Origin of the sequence: Bacillus infantis NRRL B-14911 (genome assembly GCF_000473245.1) — a bacterium.
GTDB lineage: Bacteria > Bacillota > Bacilli > Bacillales > Cytobacillaceae > Bacillus_AB > Bacillus_AB infantis.
In genome coordinates, this window is the sequence record NC_022524.1 from 728,366 (window position 1) to 746,131 (window position 17,766).

20 protein-coding genes and 2 pseudogenes are annotated in these 17,766 nt (G+C 39.8%); 19 read left to right on the forward strand and 3 right to left on the reverse strand.

The features are described from left to right. Positions 1-184 precede the first annotated feature (184 nt). From N288_RS03865 to N288_RS03875, 3 genes are read left to right on the forward strand one after another with little or no spacing between them, the layout of a single operon-like run. Positions 185-1,171 carry a hypothetical protein gene (locus N288_RS03865; protein WP_009792058.1) on the forward strand — a complete coding sequence of 329 codons (987 nt, stop codon included), beginning with the start codon at positions 185-187 and terminating at the stop codon, positions 1,169-1,171. A gap of 20 nt (positions 1,172-1,191) precedes the next feature. Then, positions 1,192-1,476 (forward strand): hypothetical protein, encoded by a 285-nt coding sequence (locus N288_RS03870; protein ID WP_156916989.1) that lies wholly within the window; start codon positions 1,192-1,194, stop codon positions 1,474-1,476. Next, positions 1,427-2,743, forward strand: a complete 1,317-nt coding sequence (locus tag N288_RS03875; RefSeq protein ID WP_009792056.1) for a replicative DNA helicase — start codon at positions 1,427-1,429, stop codon at positions 2,741-2,743. The genes N288_RS03870 and N288_RS03875 overlap by 50 nt, the downstream gene beginning before the upstream one ends. Before the next feature lie 39 nt (positions 2,744-2,782). Here N288_RS03875 and N288_RS03880 read toward each other — a convergent pair whose 3' ends face one another. Continuing rightward, positions 2,783-3,904 (reverse strand): hypothetical protein, encoded by a 1,122-nt coding sequence (locus N288_RS03880; RefSeq protein WP_156916990.1) that lies wholly within the window; start codon positions 3,902-3,904, stop codon positions 2,783-2,785. 337 nt (positions 3,905-4,241) lie between these two features. Between N288_RS03880 and N288_RS03885 the strand changes: the two genes are divergently transcribed. Together N288_RS03885 and N288_RS25805 are read left to right on the forward strand one after the other, a co-directional pair. Continuing rightward, positions 4,242-4,769, forward strand: coding sequence for a restriction endonuclease (locus tag N288_RS03885; RefSeq protein WP_022543404.1), 528 nt, complete (start codon positions 4,242-4,244; stop codon positions 4,767-4,769). A 312-nt stretch (positions 4,770-5,081) separates the two neighbouring features. Continuing rightward, a pseudogene (locus N288_RS25805) lies at positions 5,082-5,333 on the forward strand (nuclease-related domain-containing protein); the annotation flags it as partial. A gap of 88 nt (positions 5,334-5,421) precedes the next feature. Here the strand turns inward: N288_RS25805 and N288_RS25475 are convergent. Then, positions 5,422-5,706 carry a hypothetical protein gene (locus N288_RS25475; protein WP_022543405.1) on the reverse strand — a complete coding sequence of 95 codons (285 nt, stop codon included), beginning with the start codon at positions 5,704-5,706 and terminating at the stop codon, positions 5,422-5,424. A 631-nt stretch (positions 5,707-6,337) separates the two neighbouring features. Here N288_RS25475 and N288_RS03895 point away from each other — a divergent pair. From N288_RS03895 to N288_RS03945, 10 genes and pseudogenes are all read left to right on the forward strand, one after another. Next, on the forward strand, positions 6,338-7,909 hold the full coding sequence (locus N288_RS03895) for a hypothetical protein (protein ID WP_009792051.1): 1,572 nt from the start codon (positions 6,338-6,340) through the stop codon (positions 7,907-7,909). After that, positions 7,909-8,088 (forward strand): hypothetical protein, encoded by a 180-nt coding sequence (locus N288_RS03900; RefSeq protein ID WP_009792050.1) that lies wholly within the window; start codon positions 7,909-7,911, stop codon positions 8,086-8,088. Before N288_RS03895 ends, N288_RS03900 begins: the two co-directional genes overlap by 1 nt. Before the next feature lie 426 nt (positions 8,089-8,514). Beyond that, a pseudogene (locus N288_RS03905) lies at positions 8,515-9,206 on the forward strand (response regulator transcription factor). Positions 9,207-9,302: 96 nt separating this feature from the next. After that, positions 9,303-10,226: an ABC transporter ATP-binding protein gene (locus N288_RS03910; RefSeq protein ID WP_009792047.1), complete on the forward strand. Its 924-nt coding sequence runs from the start codon at positions 9,303-9,305 to the stop codon at positions 10,224-10,226. Then, the gene (locus tag N288_RS03915; protein ID WP_022543407.1) at positions 10,219-10,968 is read left to right on the forward strand and encodes an ABC transporter permease; all 750 of its coding nucleotides are present in this window, start codon (positions 10,219-10,221) and stop codon (positions 10,966-10,968) included. The genes N288_RS03910 and N288_RS03915 overlap by 8 nt, the downstream gene beginning before the upstream one ends. Positions 10,969-10,989: 21 nt before the next feature. Then, positions 10,990-11,883, forward strand: coding sequence for a sensor histidine kinase (locus tag N288_RS03920; protein WP_009792045.1), 894 nt, complete (start codon positions 10,990-10,992; stop codon positions 11,881-11,883). Positions 11,884-12,091: 208 nt separating this feature from the next. Beyond that, positions 12,092-12,478: a hypothetical protein gene (locus N288_RS03925; RefSeq protein ID WP_009792044.1), complete on the forward strand. Its 387-nt coding sequence runs from the start codon at positions 12,092-12,094 to the stop codon at positions 12,476-12,478. A 638-nt stretch (positions 12,479-13,116) separates the two neighbouring features. Continuing rightward, a complete protein-coding gene (locus tag N288_RS25335) occupies positions 13,117-13,314 on the forward strand; it encodes a hypothetical protein (protein WP_009792042.1) in 198 nt (65 codons plus the stop codon). A gap of 60 nt (positions 13,315-13,374) precedes the next feature. Further along, a complete protein-coding gene (locus N288_RS03940; protein ID WP_022543409.1) occupies positions 13,375-13,794 on the forward strand; it encodes a hypothetical protein in 420 nt (139 codons plus the stop codon). Positions 13,795-13,940: 146 nt separating this feature from the next. After that, entirely contained in the window at positions 13,941-14,321 is a 381-nt protein-coding gene (locus N288_RS03945) for a hypothetical protein (protein WP_022543410.1), read from the forward strand. A gap of 129 nt (positions 14,322-14,450) precedes the next feature. On the opposite strand, the gene N288_RS03950 is transcribed toward N288_RS03945, so the two are convergent. After that, positions 14,451-15,359, reverse strand: a complete 909-nt coding sequence (locus N288_RS03950) for an EamA family transporter (protein ID WP_009792039.1) — start codon at positions 15,357-15,359, stop codon at positions 14,451-14,453. Between the two features lie 337 nt (positions 15,360-15,696). On the opposite strand from N288_RS03950, the gene N288_RS03955 reads away from it, so the two are divergent. From N288_RS03955 to N288_RS03970, 4 genes are all read left to right on the forward strand, one after another. Further along, positions 15,697-15,936, forward strand: coding sequence for a hypothetical protein (locus N288_RS03955; protein WP_009792038.1), 240 nt, complete (start codon positions 15,697-15,699; stop codon positions 15,934-15,936). A 178-nt stretch (positions 15,937-16,114) separates the two neighbouring features. Beyond that, the gene (locus N288_RS25020; RefSeq protein ID WP_009792037.1) at positions 16,115-16,273 is read left to right on the forward strand and encodes a hypothetical protein; all 159 of its coding nucleotides are present in this window, start codon (positions 16,115-16,117) and stop codon (positions 16,271-16,273) included. Positions 16,274-16,434: 161 nt separating this feature from the next. Continuing rightward, positions 16,435-16,818: a hypothetical protein gene (locus tag N288_RS03960; protein WP_009792036.1), complete on the forward strand. Its 384-nt coding sequence runs from the start codon at positions 16,435-16,437 to the stop codon at positions 16,816-16,818. Positions 16,819-17,163: 345 nt separating this feature from the next. Next, entirely contained in the window at positions 17,164-17,685 is a 522-nt protein-coding gene (locus tag N288_RS03970; RefSeq protein ID WP_009792034.1) for a hypothetical protein, read from the forward strand. Positions 17,686-17,766: the final 81 nt, after the last annotated feature.

The following is a 17,766-nucleotide window of genomic DNA, read 5'->3' on the forward strand; positions in this document are numbered from 1 at the left end:
TTTCAGGCAGTCCATTTTCTGCTGATAGGTTTGATACATATTCAATTGCCTCTTGAACTTTCTTCCCATCGACTGTGCTTTAATCCACTCCGGGAACTTGTCCTTCTTTAACTTGGAATTGGGTATCGATGGCTAAGCGGGACCAGACCCCACGGCACAAAAAATAGCCAAGGGACCAAACCCCATGGAACAACCAAAAAAAGTTCCGCAGACCATGTCCATTTCCCATTCACATCTATATATAAGAGGTGAACAAACAAAAAGGAGTGATTGGGGAATGCAGATGCAGATGAATGGGTGGACGCAGTTTGAGAGGCAGGTTCGGTGGAGTGAGGTATTTCATCATGTGGAGGATTTGCGGTTGTATTTGCTGCTGAAGAGTGATGCGATGGTGAAGGATGAGGTGCCGTGCGGTGAGTTAGTGCTGAATGCGGGGCAGTATGTTCGTTCGATCACTCTGCTGCGGGAGGATCTGTGGTTTTATAATGTGAAGAAGAAGGATTTTTACAGTCATTCGCGGATTCAGCGTTCGATTAAGCGGCTGGAGAAGCTCGGTCTGATTAAGGCGGAGCGGTTTCCGCATGGGTTTTTGTTTACGGTGCTTGGAGTGGAGGAACCTGCGGATGGCCGAGAACTGGCTGAAATGGGTGTGGAGGAACCAGCAGATGGCCGTGAACTGGCTGAAGTGGAAGCGAAAAATACGGCAGAAGTACAGGCTGAAAATGGACAGGATCCTTTTTTGCCGCCTGCACGTGAATCGGACGTGGAGGACTCGCGAATCGAACCTGAATACACAATAGAGAAAAGAAATAAAAGAGAGAAAAGAAAGAATAAAAACAACAACAACAACAGCATCTCCGAAGATGTCCGGAGAGCAAAAATCGCTGCTGTTGCTGAACATTTCATGGTGAGGAGAGGCAAAGGATTTTTCCTGACAGCAATGGATTTGACAGCGATTGAAAGAATCTGTGAGTCTCCGCTATCGACTGAGCAGCTGACAGCGTTTATGGACGAGCAGTTTGACAAGGTGGAGCAGGGCGATGTGCATGATACGATCAACAGCCCGAAATATTTGGAGAAGATCCTGGAATCGTATGAACCGCCGGAGGTGCTGGAGCAAAGGCTGGAAGAGGCGCTTGCCGCCTTGGGTGAGAGAGTGGAGAATGCATGACGCTGGAGGAGTTCAATAGGGTGATTAAGGAAATCCATCTTGCTTTTCCCGGAAAGCGGATGGACCTTGATACCCTTGAGATCTGGCATCGGCATTTATCGGAATGCAGGTATCCGGCCGTGAAGCAGCGGCTGGATGCTTATATCAGGCAAAATTCTTACCGGCCGGCACTGGCTCATCTTTATGTGAGGGATGAGACGGAGACAACGGTGCTGGACATGATGAGAGAATGGGAACGGGAAGGGGAGAAGAAGATTGGGGACAGAAGGTATAGGGATAAACTACGACCGCCTTGGGAGGAGTGATCAGCCGAGGGAGAAGCTGCTGGAGGCAGAAAGCATGATACTTGGGGCAGTCCTGCTTGAGCCTCAGGTGATTGAGCAGCTGACCCTGGGACCGGAGCATTTCACACAGGCGGAGAACCGGCAGATCTTTTCCGCGATGAGGGCTTTGGAGAGCAAGAAGCTGAAGATTGACATGGTCATGCTTGTGGAAGAGCTGGGCGACCAGATTGAGAACGCCGGTGGTGTGAGTTATCTGGTCGAAGTCGCCAACAGCTGTCCGACGGCGGCCAATCTTGATCAGTATGAACAGATTGTCCTTAAATACTATCAGCTGGGCCTGATCCGCAAATCCGCTCACTATTTCCTTGGCGATTTCACCCCTGAATCTGCGGCAGAGCTTTATAAGACGCTCATCCAATATCACACCATTCATAACAAAGATAAAATGACGAAAGATGATCTTTTACTGCAGCTGTATGAATCGCTATATGAACAGAAGACAGGACTCCCGGGCGTGGACACTGGATTTGAAACACTGAATGGGCTGACAGGAGGCTGGAAGGAGGGGGAACTAATCATCCTCGCCGCAAGGCCCTCGATGGGGAAGACGGCGCTCGCCATCCAGCTCGCCTGGGAGTGTGCAAGCAGGAACGGAATATCACTTGTCTTTTCACTGGAAATGAGCGCAAAGCAAATCTTCCAGCGTCTGCTCTGCAGCCTGTCCGGCATCAACATGATGAAATGGCATAACCCTCATAAATACCTGTCGATGGAAGAAATGGGCAGGATGCAGGAAGCCATGAACAGCGTGTATAAAGCCAAACTGACCGTGGAGGAAAACGGTCTCGTCACCCTAATGGAAATACGCCAGCATATCATGAACCTGAAGCGCGAGCACCCCACCGAGCCATTTCTTGTCGTCATTGACTACCTGCAGCTCATTACCGTCAAGGAGCGCTTTGACCGCCACGACCTTACCATCGGGTACATCACCAAGCAGCTGAAGAGTATGGCGAAGGAATTCAAGATTCCGATTATCCTCCTGTCGCAGCTGTCCAGGGGAGTTGATTCAAGGGCGGACAAACGTCCCCGGCTTTCGGATCTGCGTGATTCTGGCAATATTGAGCAGGATGCAGATTTGGTGCTGTTTTTATATAGGGATGCTTATTATGACAGTAAGAGTGAGGTGGGGAATGAAGTGGAGGTGAATATTGCGAAGAATCGGAATGGGCCGGTGGGGATGGTAAGGTTGGGGTTTGAGAAGGAGTTTGGGCGGTTTTGGGGGTGAGGAGAAAAGAGCCAAGGGGACAGACCCCTTGGCTCTCTACTATTGATAGTTAACAAAAGCCGGAGCAGGATCCAATTCCAAAACATCCTTAGGTGTCATCAACGGCTCATCTTTTTTATAAAACACTTTGAACCCGCCGTACTGAATAGGCTGCTTTTGCACAAATTCATTGTATCCGGCTCTTTTGATGGCATCCAGTCCATGGCCGTCGAAGTTGATGACGACTTCTGTGTTGTCTGTAGGTTGGATGGAGTCCTTGTTGATGATGACATTTCCTGCGAATTGATGGACGATGACCATTTTGTCGGGCAGTCCATTTTCGGCTGTTAGGTTTGATACATATTCAATGGCCTCTTGAATTTCCTTCCCATCGACTGTGCCCAGATCCACTCCGGGAATTTGACCTTCTTTGACATGGAATTCGGTATCGATGGCTAGGTGGACGAAAGGCAGTTTCAGGTATTTTTCCACCGATTTCACCTGGTTCATGACGGTATCACGGGCAAGCTGGATATCAAGGATCAGCTGGGCGTTGTTTTCTTCGGCTAATTTCGCATATGTTTCAATATCTTCAGTAGCTGTCGGGTGTATGTAATCACCATCATCTCCCGGGCTCCGCTGGGCGACGGTCGAAATCAGTTCAATAGCCGGGATGGCTGGCCGTTCAGGATCCAGTTCGGAATATTCCTTGGTTTGAGCCAGCAATTTTTCCATGAATACTTCAGGACTGTATTCTCCCAGAATTCCCATGTTTTTCGAATTGGGATGCCCATAATAGGAAACAATTCTATGTTCCTTCAGCGGTCCGTCTGTTTGATCTTCGGCACCAGCTGTCAGGGTCTGGCCTAAAGGAACGCTTCTTTTCGTGCTGCCCCCATGTGCCTGCGTTTTCGGCATTTCCTCGAGCTGCTGACTTGTGTAATTGGTTTTCAACGGCTTTGCCCCTTGAGAAGGTTCGATTGCTTTATATGATGCTTCACGTGCAAATCTGGGTGACTTTGCAGCTTCTTCAAGCGTATACTGCATCTCACTAAGAGGCAGCTTCGACTCTTCAAGCATCCTTGATCCTTCCTCTGACGACGATACCGATTGCGAGCAGCCTGCTAACATCAAATAGGGGATGGCTGCCAGACAAGCCCCTGTTCTCAATCTCTTATTCACGTAATCCCACCTAATAAAAATTTAAGGGGACAGGTCCCTTGGCTCCTTTTGTGGCTGGGCTGGGGAACTGTCTCTGTTAATCCCTTTACCCTCTGGGAGGGGAATCTATTACTCTATGGTAACATTCATTGAGATGTATTGCCTTTGACATGATATTTACCGCTAAATAGATTCAAAATTGAAAAACGCAGTAGATTCATATTTTGCAGTAAGACTTTTATGTGTTGGAATACTTAAAGTAACGGAGAGGTTAGTTGAATAAACTAATTCAAATAAATGGAATAAAATGTTATAATTTAACTTGTAAGTAAAAGCAACATAAGGGAGTCGGCATATTTTGGATGGATTTGTTTCTGGATTTGAAATAGGGTTAAAAATTTTATGGTCGATAATTTCCGCAGAGCCAATGCTAACTTTTACTCTTTTATCTTTTTTTATAGGCTCCTTAGTTTGGGCTTCTGTCATGCATTTTATAAGGCAACAGAAGATTAGAAAATCGGGCATAATGGAAATTGATAAAATGAAAGGCAAGGAATTTGAGGCCTATTTGCAAGTTTTGTTTAAAAGTCTTGGATATACAGTTCGTATGACTCCAACAACAGGTGACTACGGGGCTGATCTAATATTAACTGTATCTGATAAAAAAATAGTAGTGCAGGCCAAGAGATACAATAAAAAAGTTGGTATAAAGGCTGTTCAAGAAGTTGTTTCAGCCAAGAATCATTATAATGCAAATGAATGTTGGGTTATTACAAACAACTACTTTACTGATCCAGCTGTAAGACTTGCATCTTCTAATAATGTAGTTTTGAAGAACAGGGATCATTTAATGAAATTGATGTTAAATATGAATAAAGGTGCCTAACTTTTATACATAAATTGCTGCTGCTGTAAAAGGCAGCTTTTTCTTATCTCCAATAACAGGGCAGGTTGCGCGTTATCATTTCTAGGCTCGAGGATTCTATAGGAATATTGAGAGGGTGTATAGGGTTGGATATTTACAAGATATTTGAAGAACAGTCTATTAAGCCACAATCCAGATATAAAGAGAAATTATTTTAATGAGACAGGTTATACAGACAGAGATTTAATGGATGATGATGGAATATATGGCGAATTTTTAACTTATGAATACTTGTACAAGGCACCTGGATATTAGAAAACCTTATGTAATCTCTATATTGAAAGGGCTAACAGTTATATCAGTGAATTTGATCTTGTATTTATTCACGAGACAGGTATTTACGTAATTGAGTCAAAAAATTATAGCGGTTGGATTTATGGCCATGGCAAGGATCAATACTGGACACAAGTTTTAAAGAATGGAGAAAAATTTAGGTTTTATAATCCAATTAAACAAAATGCAACACATGTAGATGCAGTACTAGAGGTGTTATATGCTTTAACTGATAAATTTTTATTTAATATCGTTGTGTTTAGTGAACGATGTGAGCTAAAGAGTGTGACATACGATAATTTAAACACATCTGTTATCAATCGAGATGTATTGCCACTATTTATGAGGTATGAAAACTTAAATAGCCCAAAGCATCTAAGTAAAAAGGAAATTGATATCCTTTATGATATGTTAAAACCATATACATTGGCCTCGCCAGAATTAAAACAAAAACATAAAAATCAATCTGCTCGAAAATGGTAAGAGCCAAGGGGACAGGTCCCTTGGCTCTTTTTAATGTGGGGCCGAGGGGTCTGTCCCTGTGGCTTTCCGATTGCGAGAAGCCTGCTAACATCAAATAGGGGATGGCTGCCAGACAAGCCTCTGTTCTCAATCTCTTATTCACGTAATCCCACCTAATAAAAAATTATAAGAGGTCCCTTGGCTCCTTTTGTGGCCTGGCTGGGGACCTGTCTCTGTTAGTCTCTATACCCTCAGGGAGGGGAATCTATTACATTATGATAACATTCATTGAGATGTATCGCCTCTGACATGATGTTCCCGCATGATGACGAAAAGTGTATTGCAGAATGGCAGGCTGTTTACCAAGTAACTATTGCTTTGCGTAGTGGACTATATACTGCGCAACAGATAAGTTTGTTTATGAGGGAATTTACTTCAATAAAGAGGTTTTATTTATCGGAGTAGGCTTCAAGCAATCTGGCCATTATATTGAGCAACTAAACGAAGCAAAAAAAATGGGGAGCCTAATAAGGTGGAAACAAAATTATTAAGTAGAGGCACATGAAGTAGCTCATCTAGATGTTAACAAGTAAAGTGTCTAATCGCGCAATTTATAAGCCACCAGCAACGATTTAGTGGAAATAATTAAATAACAACTAGAATAAGCTTGGAGAGCCAATTATTAATAAGGTTTCTAATTTTATAGTTGATATCAGATTTGACCCGATTGAAATTAAATCATACATACAATAGAGGTACTACGTATTATAATTGAAATTAAAAGGAGGATAAATATGGGTATAAGTTTAGGGGTTCTATACGTAATATTGGTTATTTTAGTAATAGTGTTTTTCAAATTCAGCATGAGAAATATAACCATTTTTTCATTGTGTTATTTTATAATGTTAGTGATATTTTTTAAATACGATGAAATAATTAATAGTATTTGGCAGACTATATTAAAAGTAGGAAGTTATGTATCCAAATTAGAGTTTAAAGCTCATTTGTATTTATTTTTTAATATTTCTTTGATTGGAATAGGCATATTCTTATTTATTTTCTTATTAATAAGAGAGAGGAAAAAAAGAGAACCATTTCGAAAAGAAAGTTGGGGTAATTTTAAGGAATATATATTTAGAGACGGTATAATTCCTATATTGTTATCCTTATTTGTTATAGTATTAGGTATGGTCGGAGCAGGGTTTGTAAATATACAAAATGCTGAATTTGATAGCAGCTTTGATCTAATAAGATTTGTTTTGAGCGGCAGTGTTGGACTTATCCTAATTTTTATTGGCTTAGGTATAATTTCACCGCTAGTTGAATTTAAGTTTCGTTATGACTTTTTAAAGAGCTATGAAAATAATACAGCGCAGTTTATATATAATCTTAGAACAAGAAGTGAAAATATTAAAAATATAAATTTAGGTATTATTTCTTTCCAATTATTCGAATTAACTAAAACAACCTTAGAAAATAATATTGTATATGAGTTTCACGAAGTTTGGAGAAATGATAGTAAATACGATAAAATAAGAAATTTTCGTCCTAAAAAAATTGTGGTGCCTTTTGAGATCATCGACATTTTTAAAAGAGATACTATTTCTCAAATAGATGTCAAACAGTTGAATAAGTTTACTTCAAAGAAATTTATAGCTAGATTGAGTAAATACAGAACATATGTTCCGACAGTATTTCTAAGAGCATTGCACGACTTACTGTTTGAGCTTTACTATAAAGAAAAGTTACCGGAAGAACAATATTTATTACGTGATATAGATAGTTTGAGAGAACATAGTTCTATCCTCGAAGAATTTAATAATTGGATAATTGATTGGAAAGTTAATAAAAATGTTTTTAGAAAAAAAAATAGATATAAATCTGTACATTACATAAATTTATTTGAAATTGTTGAATTTATCCCCATAAAATTTAGCAAAAAAGGCGATAGTGTTATAAACGTCTTATCAGTAAATAATAATCCAAAAATAAATAATTTATTTGATGATCTTATAAAGGAAATAAATAATTCGAATAATGAAGTAAAAAAAGATTTATTAATGCGTTTAGAATCGATTAGAAGGTGGCACCAAAAAGATATATCTAACATAGAGATAGAACACCTTAACGATGCAAAAAGATTAGTGAATTTTAGCTTATTAAGAAATTATAAAGGAGGTGATTCAAAAAAAGAAAATAGAGGATATTACAATCTGTGTATAGAGACGGAAAGTACAAGTGAAGGTAAGCGACGATTTGTATTATTATTAATTGCTGATAAACGTGCAATTAATGAAGAGTCTGCTTTGAGTTTGTTTGAACATGTGTTACAATTAGATAAAATAACATTAGGGGGCGATAATTAATGAAAACTAAATTTGTTACTCTTTGGGAAAGTCTTTTGGATATTTTTGATTCAAGAGTATCTGTTACCCAATTAGCTAAGCCTGAAGATTTAGTTATTAGTAATGCTCCGCTAAAAAACATTAAAAAAGGTATTAATAAAGTTTATAGACAAGTATACGCTGCTGAAAATAAAAAATAAATATTTAGACCTCTCCAAATAAGCAAACCTTTGGAGAGGTTTTTTATTTGGGAAATAATTATGTTCCATTTATATTTTGTACAACATCAAAAAGTTTCAATCGCATTGAATAAGTACTGAGGTTTGTTTTTTATCTTCATGTTCAACCATCTTTAATAATATTGATGGTGTTATATTCATTGACGCTAGGTCCCATTCTAAGGCTTGTGCTTCTCCAAAGTGTAATCCTGTTATTGTAAGGCCAAGGGGACAGACCTCTTGGCTTTTTTTGATATATCCCACCTAATGACGAAAAGTATACCACAGAATAAGCCGCTGAGTTTCCGGGAATCCGGACAAAGTGTCTTCGTCCTTGCTTCCTTGACCAACTTGACATTCCCCGCCATTCAATAAATGATAAGGTTAATAAATATGAGGATGATTACAATGAAGGATACAGTAAATATTTTAGTTATCGAAGACGATGAGGACATTAATCGCCTGCTGTGCAATATTGTGAGCAAAAGCGGCTATTCGCCGAAGCCGGCTTATTCGGGAACGGAAGCATTGATATACCTGGATTCCGGGAAGTGGGATATGATCCTGATTGATCTGATGCTCCCTGGATTATCTGGTGAAGAGCTCCTGAAAAAGGTGACGAATGAGAGCAAGATCCCCGTGATTATCATTTCGGCGAAGCTTGAAACACAATCAAAGATTCATGCGTTAAGAGCCGGGGCTGATGACTACATAACCAAGCCTTTCGATATTGAAGAGGTTTCTGCCAGGATTGATTCATGCCTGAGAAGATATCGGGACCTGTCGGGTACGCCGGTAACAAATCAATTGACCCATAAGGATATTATTGTGGATGTGGACGCTAAGACTGTGAGCGTGAACGGGATTCAGCTTAAATTGACAGCTAGGGAATACGATATATTGCTTCTGATGGTGTCGTCCCCTCATAAGGTTTTTCCAAGGCGAACCTGTTTGAGAGCGTGTGGAATGAAAAATACCACGGAGATGAAAATACGATCAATGTCCATTTGAGCAATATCAGGAGTAAGCTGGCGAAAGCAAATAGTGATGAAGAGTATATTGAAACGGTCTGGGGAATGGGCTACAAGCTCAAATCTTAAGGTTTTCTTAAGAATTCACTTAAGGGTTTCTTATGTTTTCCTTCTTATAGTATAAGAGTGTTCGAAGTGAATAATGACGTAAGGAGGAAACTCTTCATGAATGACTATGTATTGACGACCAGCCAGCTGTCGAAGAAATATCAAAAGAATATGGCGCTTGATAAAGTGAGTGTAAAGATAAAAAAAGGCTCCATTTATGGTTTCATCGGACAGAATGGTGCCGGGAAATCCACGCTGATCCGAGTGATAACAGGACTTGCCTATCCAACCACAGGGACATTTGAGTTATTTGGAAAAAGCAATGAACGGGATATCATCGAGGCCAGAAAGAGAATCGGAACCATTATTGAAGGGCCGGCCTTATATCCTCAGATGACGGCGAAGGAAAACCTGGAAGCACACCGTCTTTTGAAAGGCATACCAGGCAAAGAGTGCATCGGCAAAACGCTTAAGCTGGTTGGTTTGCAGGATACAGGAAAAAAGAAAGCGAAGAATTTTTCTTTAGGAATGAAGCAGCGTCTCGGACTGGCGATTGCCTTACTGGGAGATCCTGAGTTTTTGATTTTGGATGAACCTATTAATGGGCTGGATCCTATGGGGGTTGTGGAAATCCGGGAACTGCTGAAAAAACTGAACAGGGAATATGGCATCACGATTTTGATTTCAAGCCATATTTTAAGCGAGCTGCATCTATTGGCGACCCATTATGGCATCATCCATAAAGGAGAGCTGCTGGAACAGTTATCTGCGAAAGAGCTTCAAGAAAAATGCCGGCAGTACCTGCATATCAAAGTGGATGATCCAAGCAAGGCGGCAACCATCATAGAAAGCCGGTTATCTGCTCCTGATTTTGAAGTGATGCCGGATGGAACGATCAAACTGTTTGCCTCTGTTGATGCACCAGGAAAAGTCTCCAAAATGTTAACCGATGAAGGCTTGATCATCGAAGAGTTCATGCCGATGGGAGAAGATTTGGAAACACATTTCACCAATCGCATCGGGGGTGTCCAGCATGGGTAACTTAGTGAGAACAGAGTGGTATAAATTAAAGAAAGATCGATCATTCCGATTCCTGAGCTGGATGCTGCTTGCGCTTGCAGTGCTGTTTCCTCTTCTGGAATTCGACAATGGCGCTTCAGGTTTGCCGGCAGTAAGTGATTATTACAAGGAAAGCATTCTTGGACCCCATGCCAATATTGTGAAGCTGATCCCCAGTATTCTCGCCGGTTTCTTTATCACGAGTGAATACTCCATGGGGACGATGAAAAGCATCGTATCTTCAGGGAAAAGCAGGCTGAGTATCTACTCTGCGAAGTTAATCGTGTTTTCCATTGGAGCGGTCATCATATCATTGATATTACCTATCATGATGACAGGGGCGAGTGCTGTCTATTTCGGATTTGACGGTATGCCTGAACTCTCCTATTATCTTCAAACCATAGGGCTGATTATTTTATACGGAGCTGCCTTTGCCTCCATCACGGCGATTTTTTCAATCCTGTTCACGGACAGCGGAAAAACGATAGGATTTCTATTGATGTTCTTTATTTTTGCTGACTGGCCGCTGCAGGTGCTGGCAGCCAAAGTGCCGTTTTTTGAACCGATACTCAATCATTCTGTTTTTAAGCTGATCTATGACATCAGCATCGTGAACAGCTTGAACAGCAGTGACTTGTTTTTCATAATAGTGATTCCCATTCTGACGTTCCTGCTGTTTTGGGGAATAGGCGTCTATATTTTTAAACGAAAAGAAATCAAGTAACCAGAAAGCGGGTGAGGTCCAATGCTCTATCTGTTCATCATCGTCCTGATTGCATTCGCCATTGTCCTCACTCGTTTCTGTCTGCTGAAAAAAGAAATCAAACGGACAGCCCGGCAGCTGCGGGAATCAAACCAAAATAAAACAGCCAAGAAGGTCGATATCAGCTATCATGACCGCCATTTTGAAGAGCTGGCAAAGGAAATCAATAACCAGATTGACCAGACGAAACAAGCAGAGGCAGTCAAGCGCTCAACGGAAAATGAGCTGAAACAGGCCATCTCTCATATCTCACATGATATCCGCACACCTATGACCTCGATTCTGGGGTATATTCAGTTTTTGGAATCCGATGAACTAAGCCCCGAGTTGAAAAAAGAATACATCGCAACGATAAAAAATAGTGCAGGAAGATTAAAAACCCTCCTTGAAGATTTTTTCGAGCTGTCGATTATTGAACAAACCGATTACCCGATGAAGCTGGAGAGGGTCAGAGCCAACGACTTGATCGCAGATGCTCTATTAGGGTTTTATGAAGAATTCAAAAAGAGAACCATAGAGCCGGACATCCATATTCCTGATCATGAAATCATGATCAATGCCGATGCATCTGCTGTTAAAAGAGTCGTGGAGAACCTAGTGGTCAACGCGATTCGGTACTCAACAGGAAATGTGTCCATCAGGCTTTACGAGAGGGATGCAGCGGTTATATTGAGAATTTCCAACACCGTCGACAAACTGAGTGAACAGGACGTACACTACATGTTCGACCGGTTCTATAAAGCCGACCAAACCCGGACAGGCAAAGGAACCGGACTCGGACTGCCCATTGCCAAAAGCCTGATGGAAAAAATGAACGGCAAAATCTCCGCTGAACTAAAGGGGAATCAATTGGCTATGGTTTGTGAATGGAAATAAGCCAAGGTAAGCCATGGGGACAGACCCCCTGGCTCTTTTTTTGTTTGGATCGGAGACCTGTCTCTGTTTGTCTCTTTAGCCTCAGGGAGGGAATCGATTATTTCGGGATAACAATCATTGCATTACGTGTAGACTCATTGCGCAGTTTATAAGTCAATTACAGAATTTTGTGTTAAAATACCCCAAATGGGTTTAGGGGGGAATTATTTTGAAGAGGCTCTTTGCTTTTCTTTTTATAACAATAATCCTTCTTACTGCTTGCCAATCTAAGACATTGTATTTTGAGGGCGCAAGTCAAAACTGGTATGGAAAAATCAGAGTGATACAGACAGAAGACACACAGGAACAAAACTTCACATTAAAGTATGAAGGGAGTAATCTAAAAAGTATTACAGGTAAAGAAATTAAATATCGTATTGAAGCAGAGTCTGGAATTACCGAGGGAATGGGAACTTTATCTAATGGCGGGGTTCTGCAAAGTCAGGATTTTGGAGATATGTGCAGTGGGTGTGCCTTTATCCAACAAAATACTGTGATTACAATGACTGTTGAATGGGATGAAGAAACCGAAAGTATTGAATTAAAGAATGAATGACGCCTTGTATTTGTTTAATCCCTCTGTTCAATCAGCTGCCGCTGCGAGGCGGCTTTTTTTATAAAAAGCCGTGTGAGTCCACCACGAAAAACCATACAAATAGATTATAATTAGAAGAAGCGACAGTGGTGTATTGCCCTGCTCATTTATTGAAGAAAAGGTGAGAATAGCTTGCAAGGAAAATATGTCACAAACCGTTCAATATCACATCCCAGATTAGCAAAATATTATAGTTCCGGAATGTTAATTACATTCATAGGCTTTTTATTGAACGAATCTGGAGTAGTGGCTCATTTGACCTTCTCATTAAACACCTTCATCATTCTATTTCTTCTTTTACCCTGTTTCTATACTTACATTATGGTTTTCAGTGATTTCAATGAAGCCGCCTCCCGCGTGAAATTGATCCTTGGTGTAGTGACAATGATCGGAGTAGTAATGGGCCTGTTTGTCTGTGGTTTTCTTTTTGGAGTGGAAGCTGAATGGTTCAGATAAGATGATTAATCATGTAAAGGTATTGGGGAATAGTTTACTTTTGAGCTGATCGATGAAATTTTGAGGAATATATAGCTAATTATAATCAAAGCAGAAATAATAAACCAACTGGTCAGCACTCTTAAAAATTGGGGGAGAGAAATATGCTTATTGTGGCAGGATGGTATGTTGGCTGGTTTTTGATGCCCATATTGTGCATTGTGTTTTGTTTGAATTTAGTCTCTATATTGAAAAAGGTGAAGAGCGGCGAAAAAACAGCAATCAATACAGTATTGCTGACAATATCTTTTACACTTATCATGTGGACCATTGCCGTACTGGCTTCAGCAAGTATGTATTAAGATTATTACTTGCAGATCATGCGGTCCGGGAAGATAAGCTCAATAGCGATTGGAGGATTAATGGAAAACTTAATAGATTTACAACAAAGTTATAAACAAAACCAATTTTCTATTGAAATAAGGGATTATATTAGTGCTGCTGAACACAGTTTTGTTGTACATTGTGAATCTTTATTAAATGAGTTTAAGCCCTATTTTGAAAAGAAAAACCAAAGAATTCTCATTGAGGTATTGAAAGATGGTGTAGATAAATTTCTGCCTGGTTATATCTCTTATGTTTTTATAGAAATTGAATCCCACTTAGGAAGACATAAGATTCAATTAAGAATTCCTATATGGAGTTGCCAAAGAACAATTTTAGGAATTCCAATTGCCAAAAAGGTTCCTGGCAGTAAAGTAACAGGAACTTTAAATACATTAAAAAATGCCGAAAGTGTCCTTAGGGAATTTATTCAAGACAACCTGGAAAAGGGGAGTTAAATTCCTTTATTAAGCTGCGAAATCAAGCAGCTTTTTTTCTTTTTATAAAAGGGGAAGGATAGTGAAAAGAGTTATGAAACTTATTTTATCGAAAAACGTCTATTCTATAAGGTTATAACAAAGTAGCATGATTAATGGAGGTATATATGAGGGGCTTATTTATTAGCTTTGCAATCATCTTGTTAGTTTCTTGTGATAACCAATCCTTAGCAACAGTTGTTGATGATTATGATGTTAGTAAATTAAGCATTGATTTTGGTAATGAAAAGGCATACGAAATAGGAGCTAATGCTGAAGGAAAGCCGATTTTTAAAGATTCTAAAAAAGCATTAGAACAGGCAAAGCTGGACTACAAAGAAGCCTTTGCAGCAGTAGCTAAGGAGTTTGATCTAGAACCCGTTAGTGATAGTAACTATAAAGAATACAAACAATATGGGTGGCAAGTATCTGGGATGGATAAAAATATTCAAGAACAAGGCGTGGAATTATCGAAGTTTTTTGATATATACGAAAATAGTTTTGAATAAAAGTTAATATTAGGCTGTCATAAGGCTGAGTTTTTGGAGCCAGGGGGTCAGGTCCCATGGCTCTTTTAGAAATTGGGCCAAGGGGTCTGTCCCCATGGCCCGGTATTCATTATAAGGAGCAAGTCCAAATCACGAAACGGATTTGGATTGTATAGACACAGCTTCTATTCGATCTTTAGGTTTTAAATTGCCTGCGACAATGCCAATTAATATGATGACAACTCCCAGCCATTGTGAAAAGCTTACAAATTCTGCTAATATAAGTGCCGATAATGTTACAGCTACTGGAAGCTCCGAAGCAGTCAAAATCGTGCCAAGTCCTGGTCCTATATGGGGCATGCCAATTGAAAAGAAAAGTGGTGGTAAGGCAACACCGAACAAGCCGAGTAATAAACCATACGGGGCTACCCCCATTAAGACAGGTAAATCAACTAGAAACAATGGCGGATATACTAAAAGTACGACAATTAAACCACCAGTAGATAAGAAAGCACTTTTCAGAACAGGCGGAGTATCTTTTCCGACAGAACTGCTGAGAAAAATGAAAGTCGTAAACGTTAAAGCCGAAAGCAGCCCCCAAGCAGACCCATGCAATGATAGAGCAACTTCGTTATTTGCAAGTAAGCCCGCAGCTAGAATCGAGCCTATAATAAGAATCCCAATTGAGATGATCTTCCCTTTTGTTGGTTTCGTCTTATGAAAGACCCACTCGAAAAGCGTACCAATCCATACAAATTGAAATAAAAAAATGATGGCTAGTGAAGCATTTAGTGTCTGCAGCGCCTGATAATAAAACACACCTGTCAAACCAAACGGAATTCCAGATAACAGTAATTTGAGGATTTGATTTAAAGAAATTTTTTGCTTTTTATTAAACATAACCAGCACCCAGGTAAGTAAGACCCCAAATAAATATTGGGCACCCGTTACCTCTGTTACCGAATAATTTGCTGCATAAGCAAGCTTCACAAATGTAGACAACACCCCATAGCAGCATCCACCTAAGAAAACGATTAGTGCATAATGCCAAGTTTTCATTTACTCTGCCCCTTTCTTTACATAAAAAAGCCACACAACCGTCAACTGACAATTGTGTGGCGAAAATAGAGCTAGCTCTAGAAAAATCCACGTCCTAAATTGGTTTTATTATTCTATTCTTCAAAAAGTATAAGAGTAAGGGTGCCTATTGTCAACGGGTATTTTGGGTGACACTCTTTAGGAATACTGAAGGTTATTTGTACTAAAAGGTGCTTTAAAATCCAGCTGTCAATAAGGCAGCTGAATCTTATTTAACTAATGGGAGAGTAGTTCAATAGGATTTCGCTCCCCACCTTGCTAAAAAACTGTATAATTTAGTAAAAGGGGGAGGGAGTTTATGAGAGACATACTAGGTTATTTCCTTATAGCTCAAGCCATTCTCACAGGCGTTATTGTTTATTCAATAAATAGTTTATCTGATTCTATCAAGGCATCTGCTGCTTACGTTGCAACAACAGATAGAGATAAGCAATTAAGCTGGGGCTCTGATCTAGGGATGCCTGCAATTGCGTTATTTTTGCTAATAGCAGTTGCAGGCTTGGGTATTTTTTTGGTTGTAAATAAAAAGGGAAACTGAAATAGAAGAGTGTATTATTCACTAAGGAAAATGCACTTTTTCTACGTTCCTTATTAAACTAATGGGTGATTGATCCAAGAAGGATTATCGCCTTTTTTGCTGAAAATTACTTAATGGCTAAAACATCTATTTGCTCACGCTGTACCAGGAGATATGATTTTAAAGGGGAGATTAAACAGTGGAAGGAGAAAAACAAAAGAAAGTTCAAAACTTATATAGAAGGATAAAACACCAGAAAAGAGCAGATATAAAAGGCAATGAAATAGGAAGATTTGGAACCCTAGTTATTCTGCTATGGCTCTTACTTCTTGTATTGAATGCCCTTTTTGATATATAAATTAAAGGTTGGAATAAGGAGCTCACAAGAATGTAAAAGTGGGTTATTAAGTAATGATGGATCCAGTTGCCATTAGAAGTTGTTCTTTGCGAGGAAGGGACAGCCTAGTTGAAGAACGCATACGATAATATATCGTGATTTAACTAACAAAGGGTGATGAGATGAAAAAGGTGCGGTATATACTTGGCATATTAATAATAACTATTGTTGTGTTCATTTTTGCAGGTAAATTACACTACCCCTCTCTTCCAGTTGAGGGTGTATCAGCAAATGAAGCTATTGATAAACTAAAAGAATCGGATAGTAAGATAACTGAAATTTCAGTAGATGAGGACTTTATTTGGTATATCACACGTAGTGAAGATAAAGGTATTTCAATCGCTGATGAATATACTAAACAAATGGTTGCCTCATATGGATGGGAATTTAAAGAAAAAGATGGTGCCGGCCTGTTCTTTGAAAAAGAAGGAAAGAGGCTAATTGCCACCACTCAAATGTGGACTGAAAATTATGTACTCGTAAAAATTCCTAGTGATTTTAAATGAAATTGAGGAGCCAGGGGTGAGCCAGGGGGTCAGGTCCCATGGCTCTTTTTGAAATTGGGCCAAGGGGTCTGTCCCCATGGCTCTTTTGAAATTGGGCCAAGGGGTCTGTCCCCATGGATTTTTTTGAAATTGGGCCAAGGGGTCTGTCCCCATGGCTCTTTTGAAATTGGGCCAAGGGGTCTGTCCCCATGGCTTTTTTTTGAAATTGGGCCAGGGGGTCTGTCCCCATGGCTTTTTAAGAATTATTTAAGAACTACATAAGGATTCATTTAGATTTGCTCCTTATAATGAGTGCATATTAGCCGATAAGGCTATAAAAACTTATGATTAGAAGGAGTTTTTTGCATGGCAAAGAAAGTAGGGTATTATACGGTTTTATCCCACCTTTGGATTCAGTGGATTATTTTGGGGAGCATTTTGCTTAATACGTTTATGGTGTATCCAAATATTTTTCATAACGTACCATTTTCATTGGAGCAGTCCATGGACTGGATGGCAGTTGCTAGTCCACATACTTATTTTCCGCCTTTGGGCTTTGTAAGTATACTGACCGGCGTTTTGGCAGGAATTTTTGTGCGGAAAGTGAAATCTGCAAGAAAGTGGGTGCTCCTCAGCCTGCTGGCAATCATATTAGAAGGGGCAGCTTCCATTCTTTTTGAATGGCCGCGGAATGAAATCATGTTTATTGAAGGTGCGGACCTCCATTCAATAGAATTCCTTGGGCAAACGGTGAAGGAATTTAAAATTGTCCATTGGTTTAGGGTTATATGTAATATTCTTGGTTCACTGTTCATCTTCACAGGGTTTATTAAGCTTGATCGATTCTTGACAGCAGATAAAGGCTATCAAGGGGAAGTTAGTAATTAAGAATATCGAGATGTTGTTTCTGTCTATTGTAATATAAACTATAGGTGCTTATGTCCAAAAACAGCTGCCAATTCTAGGCGG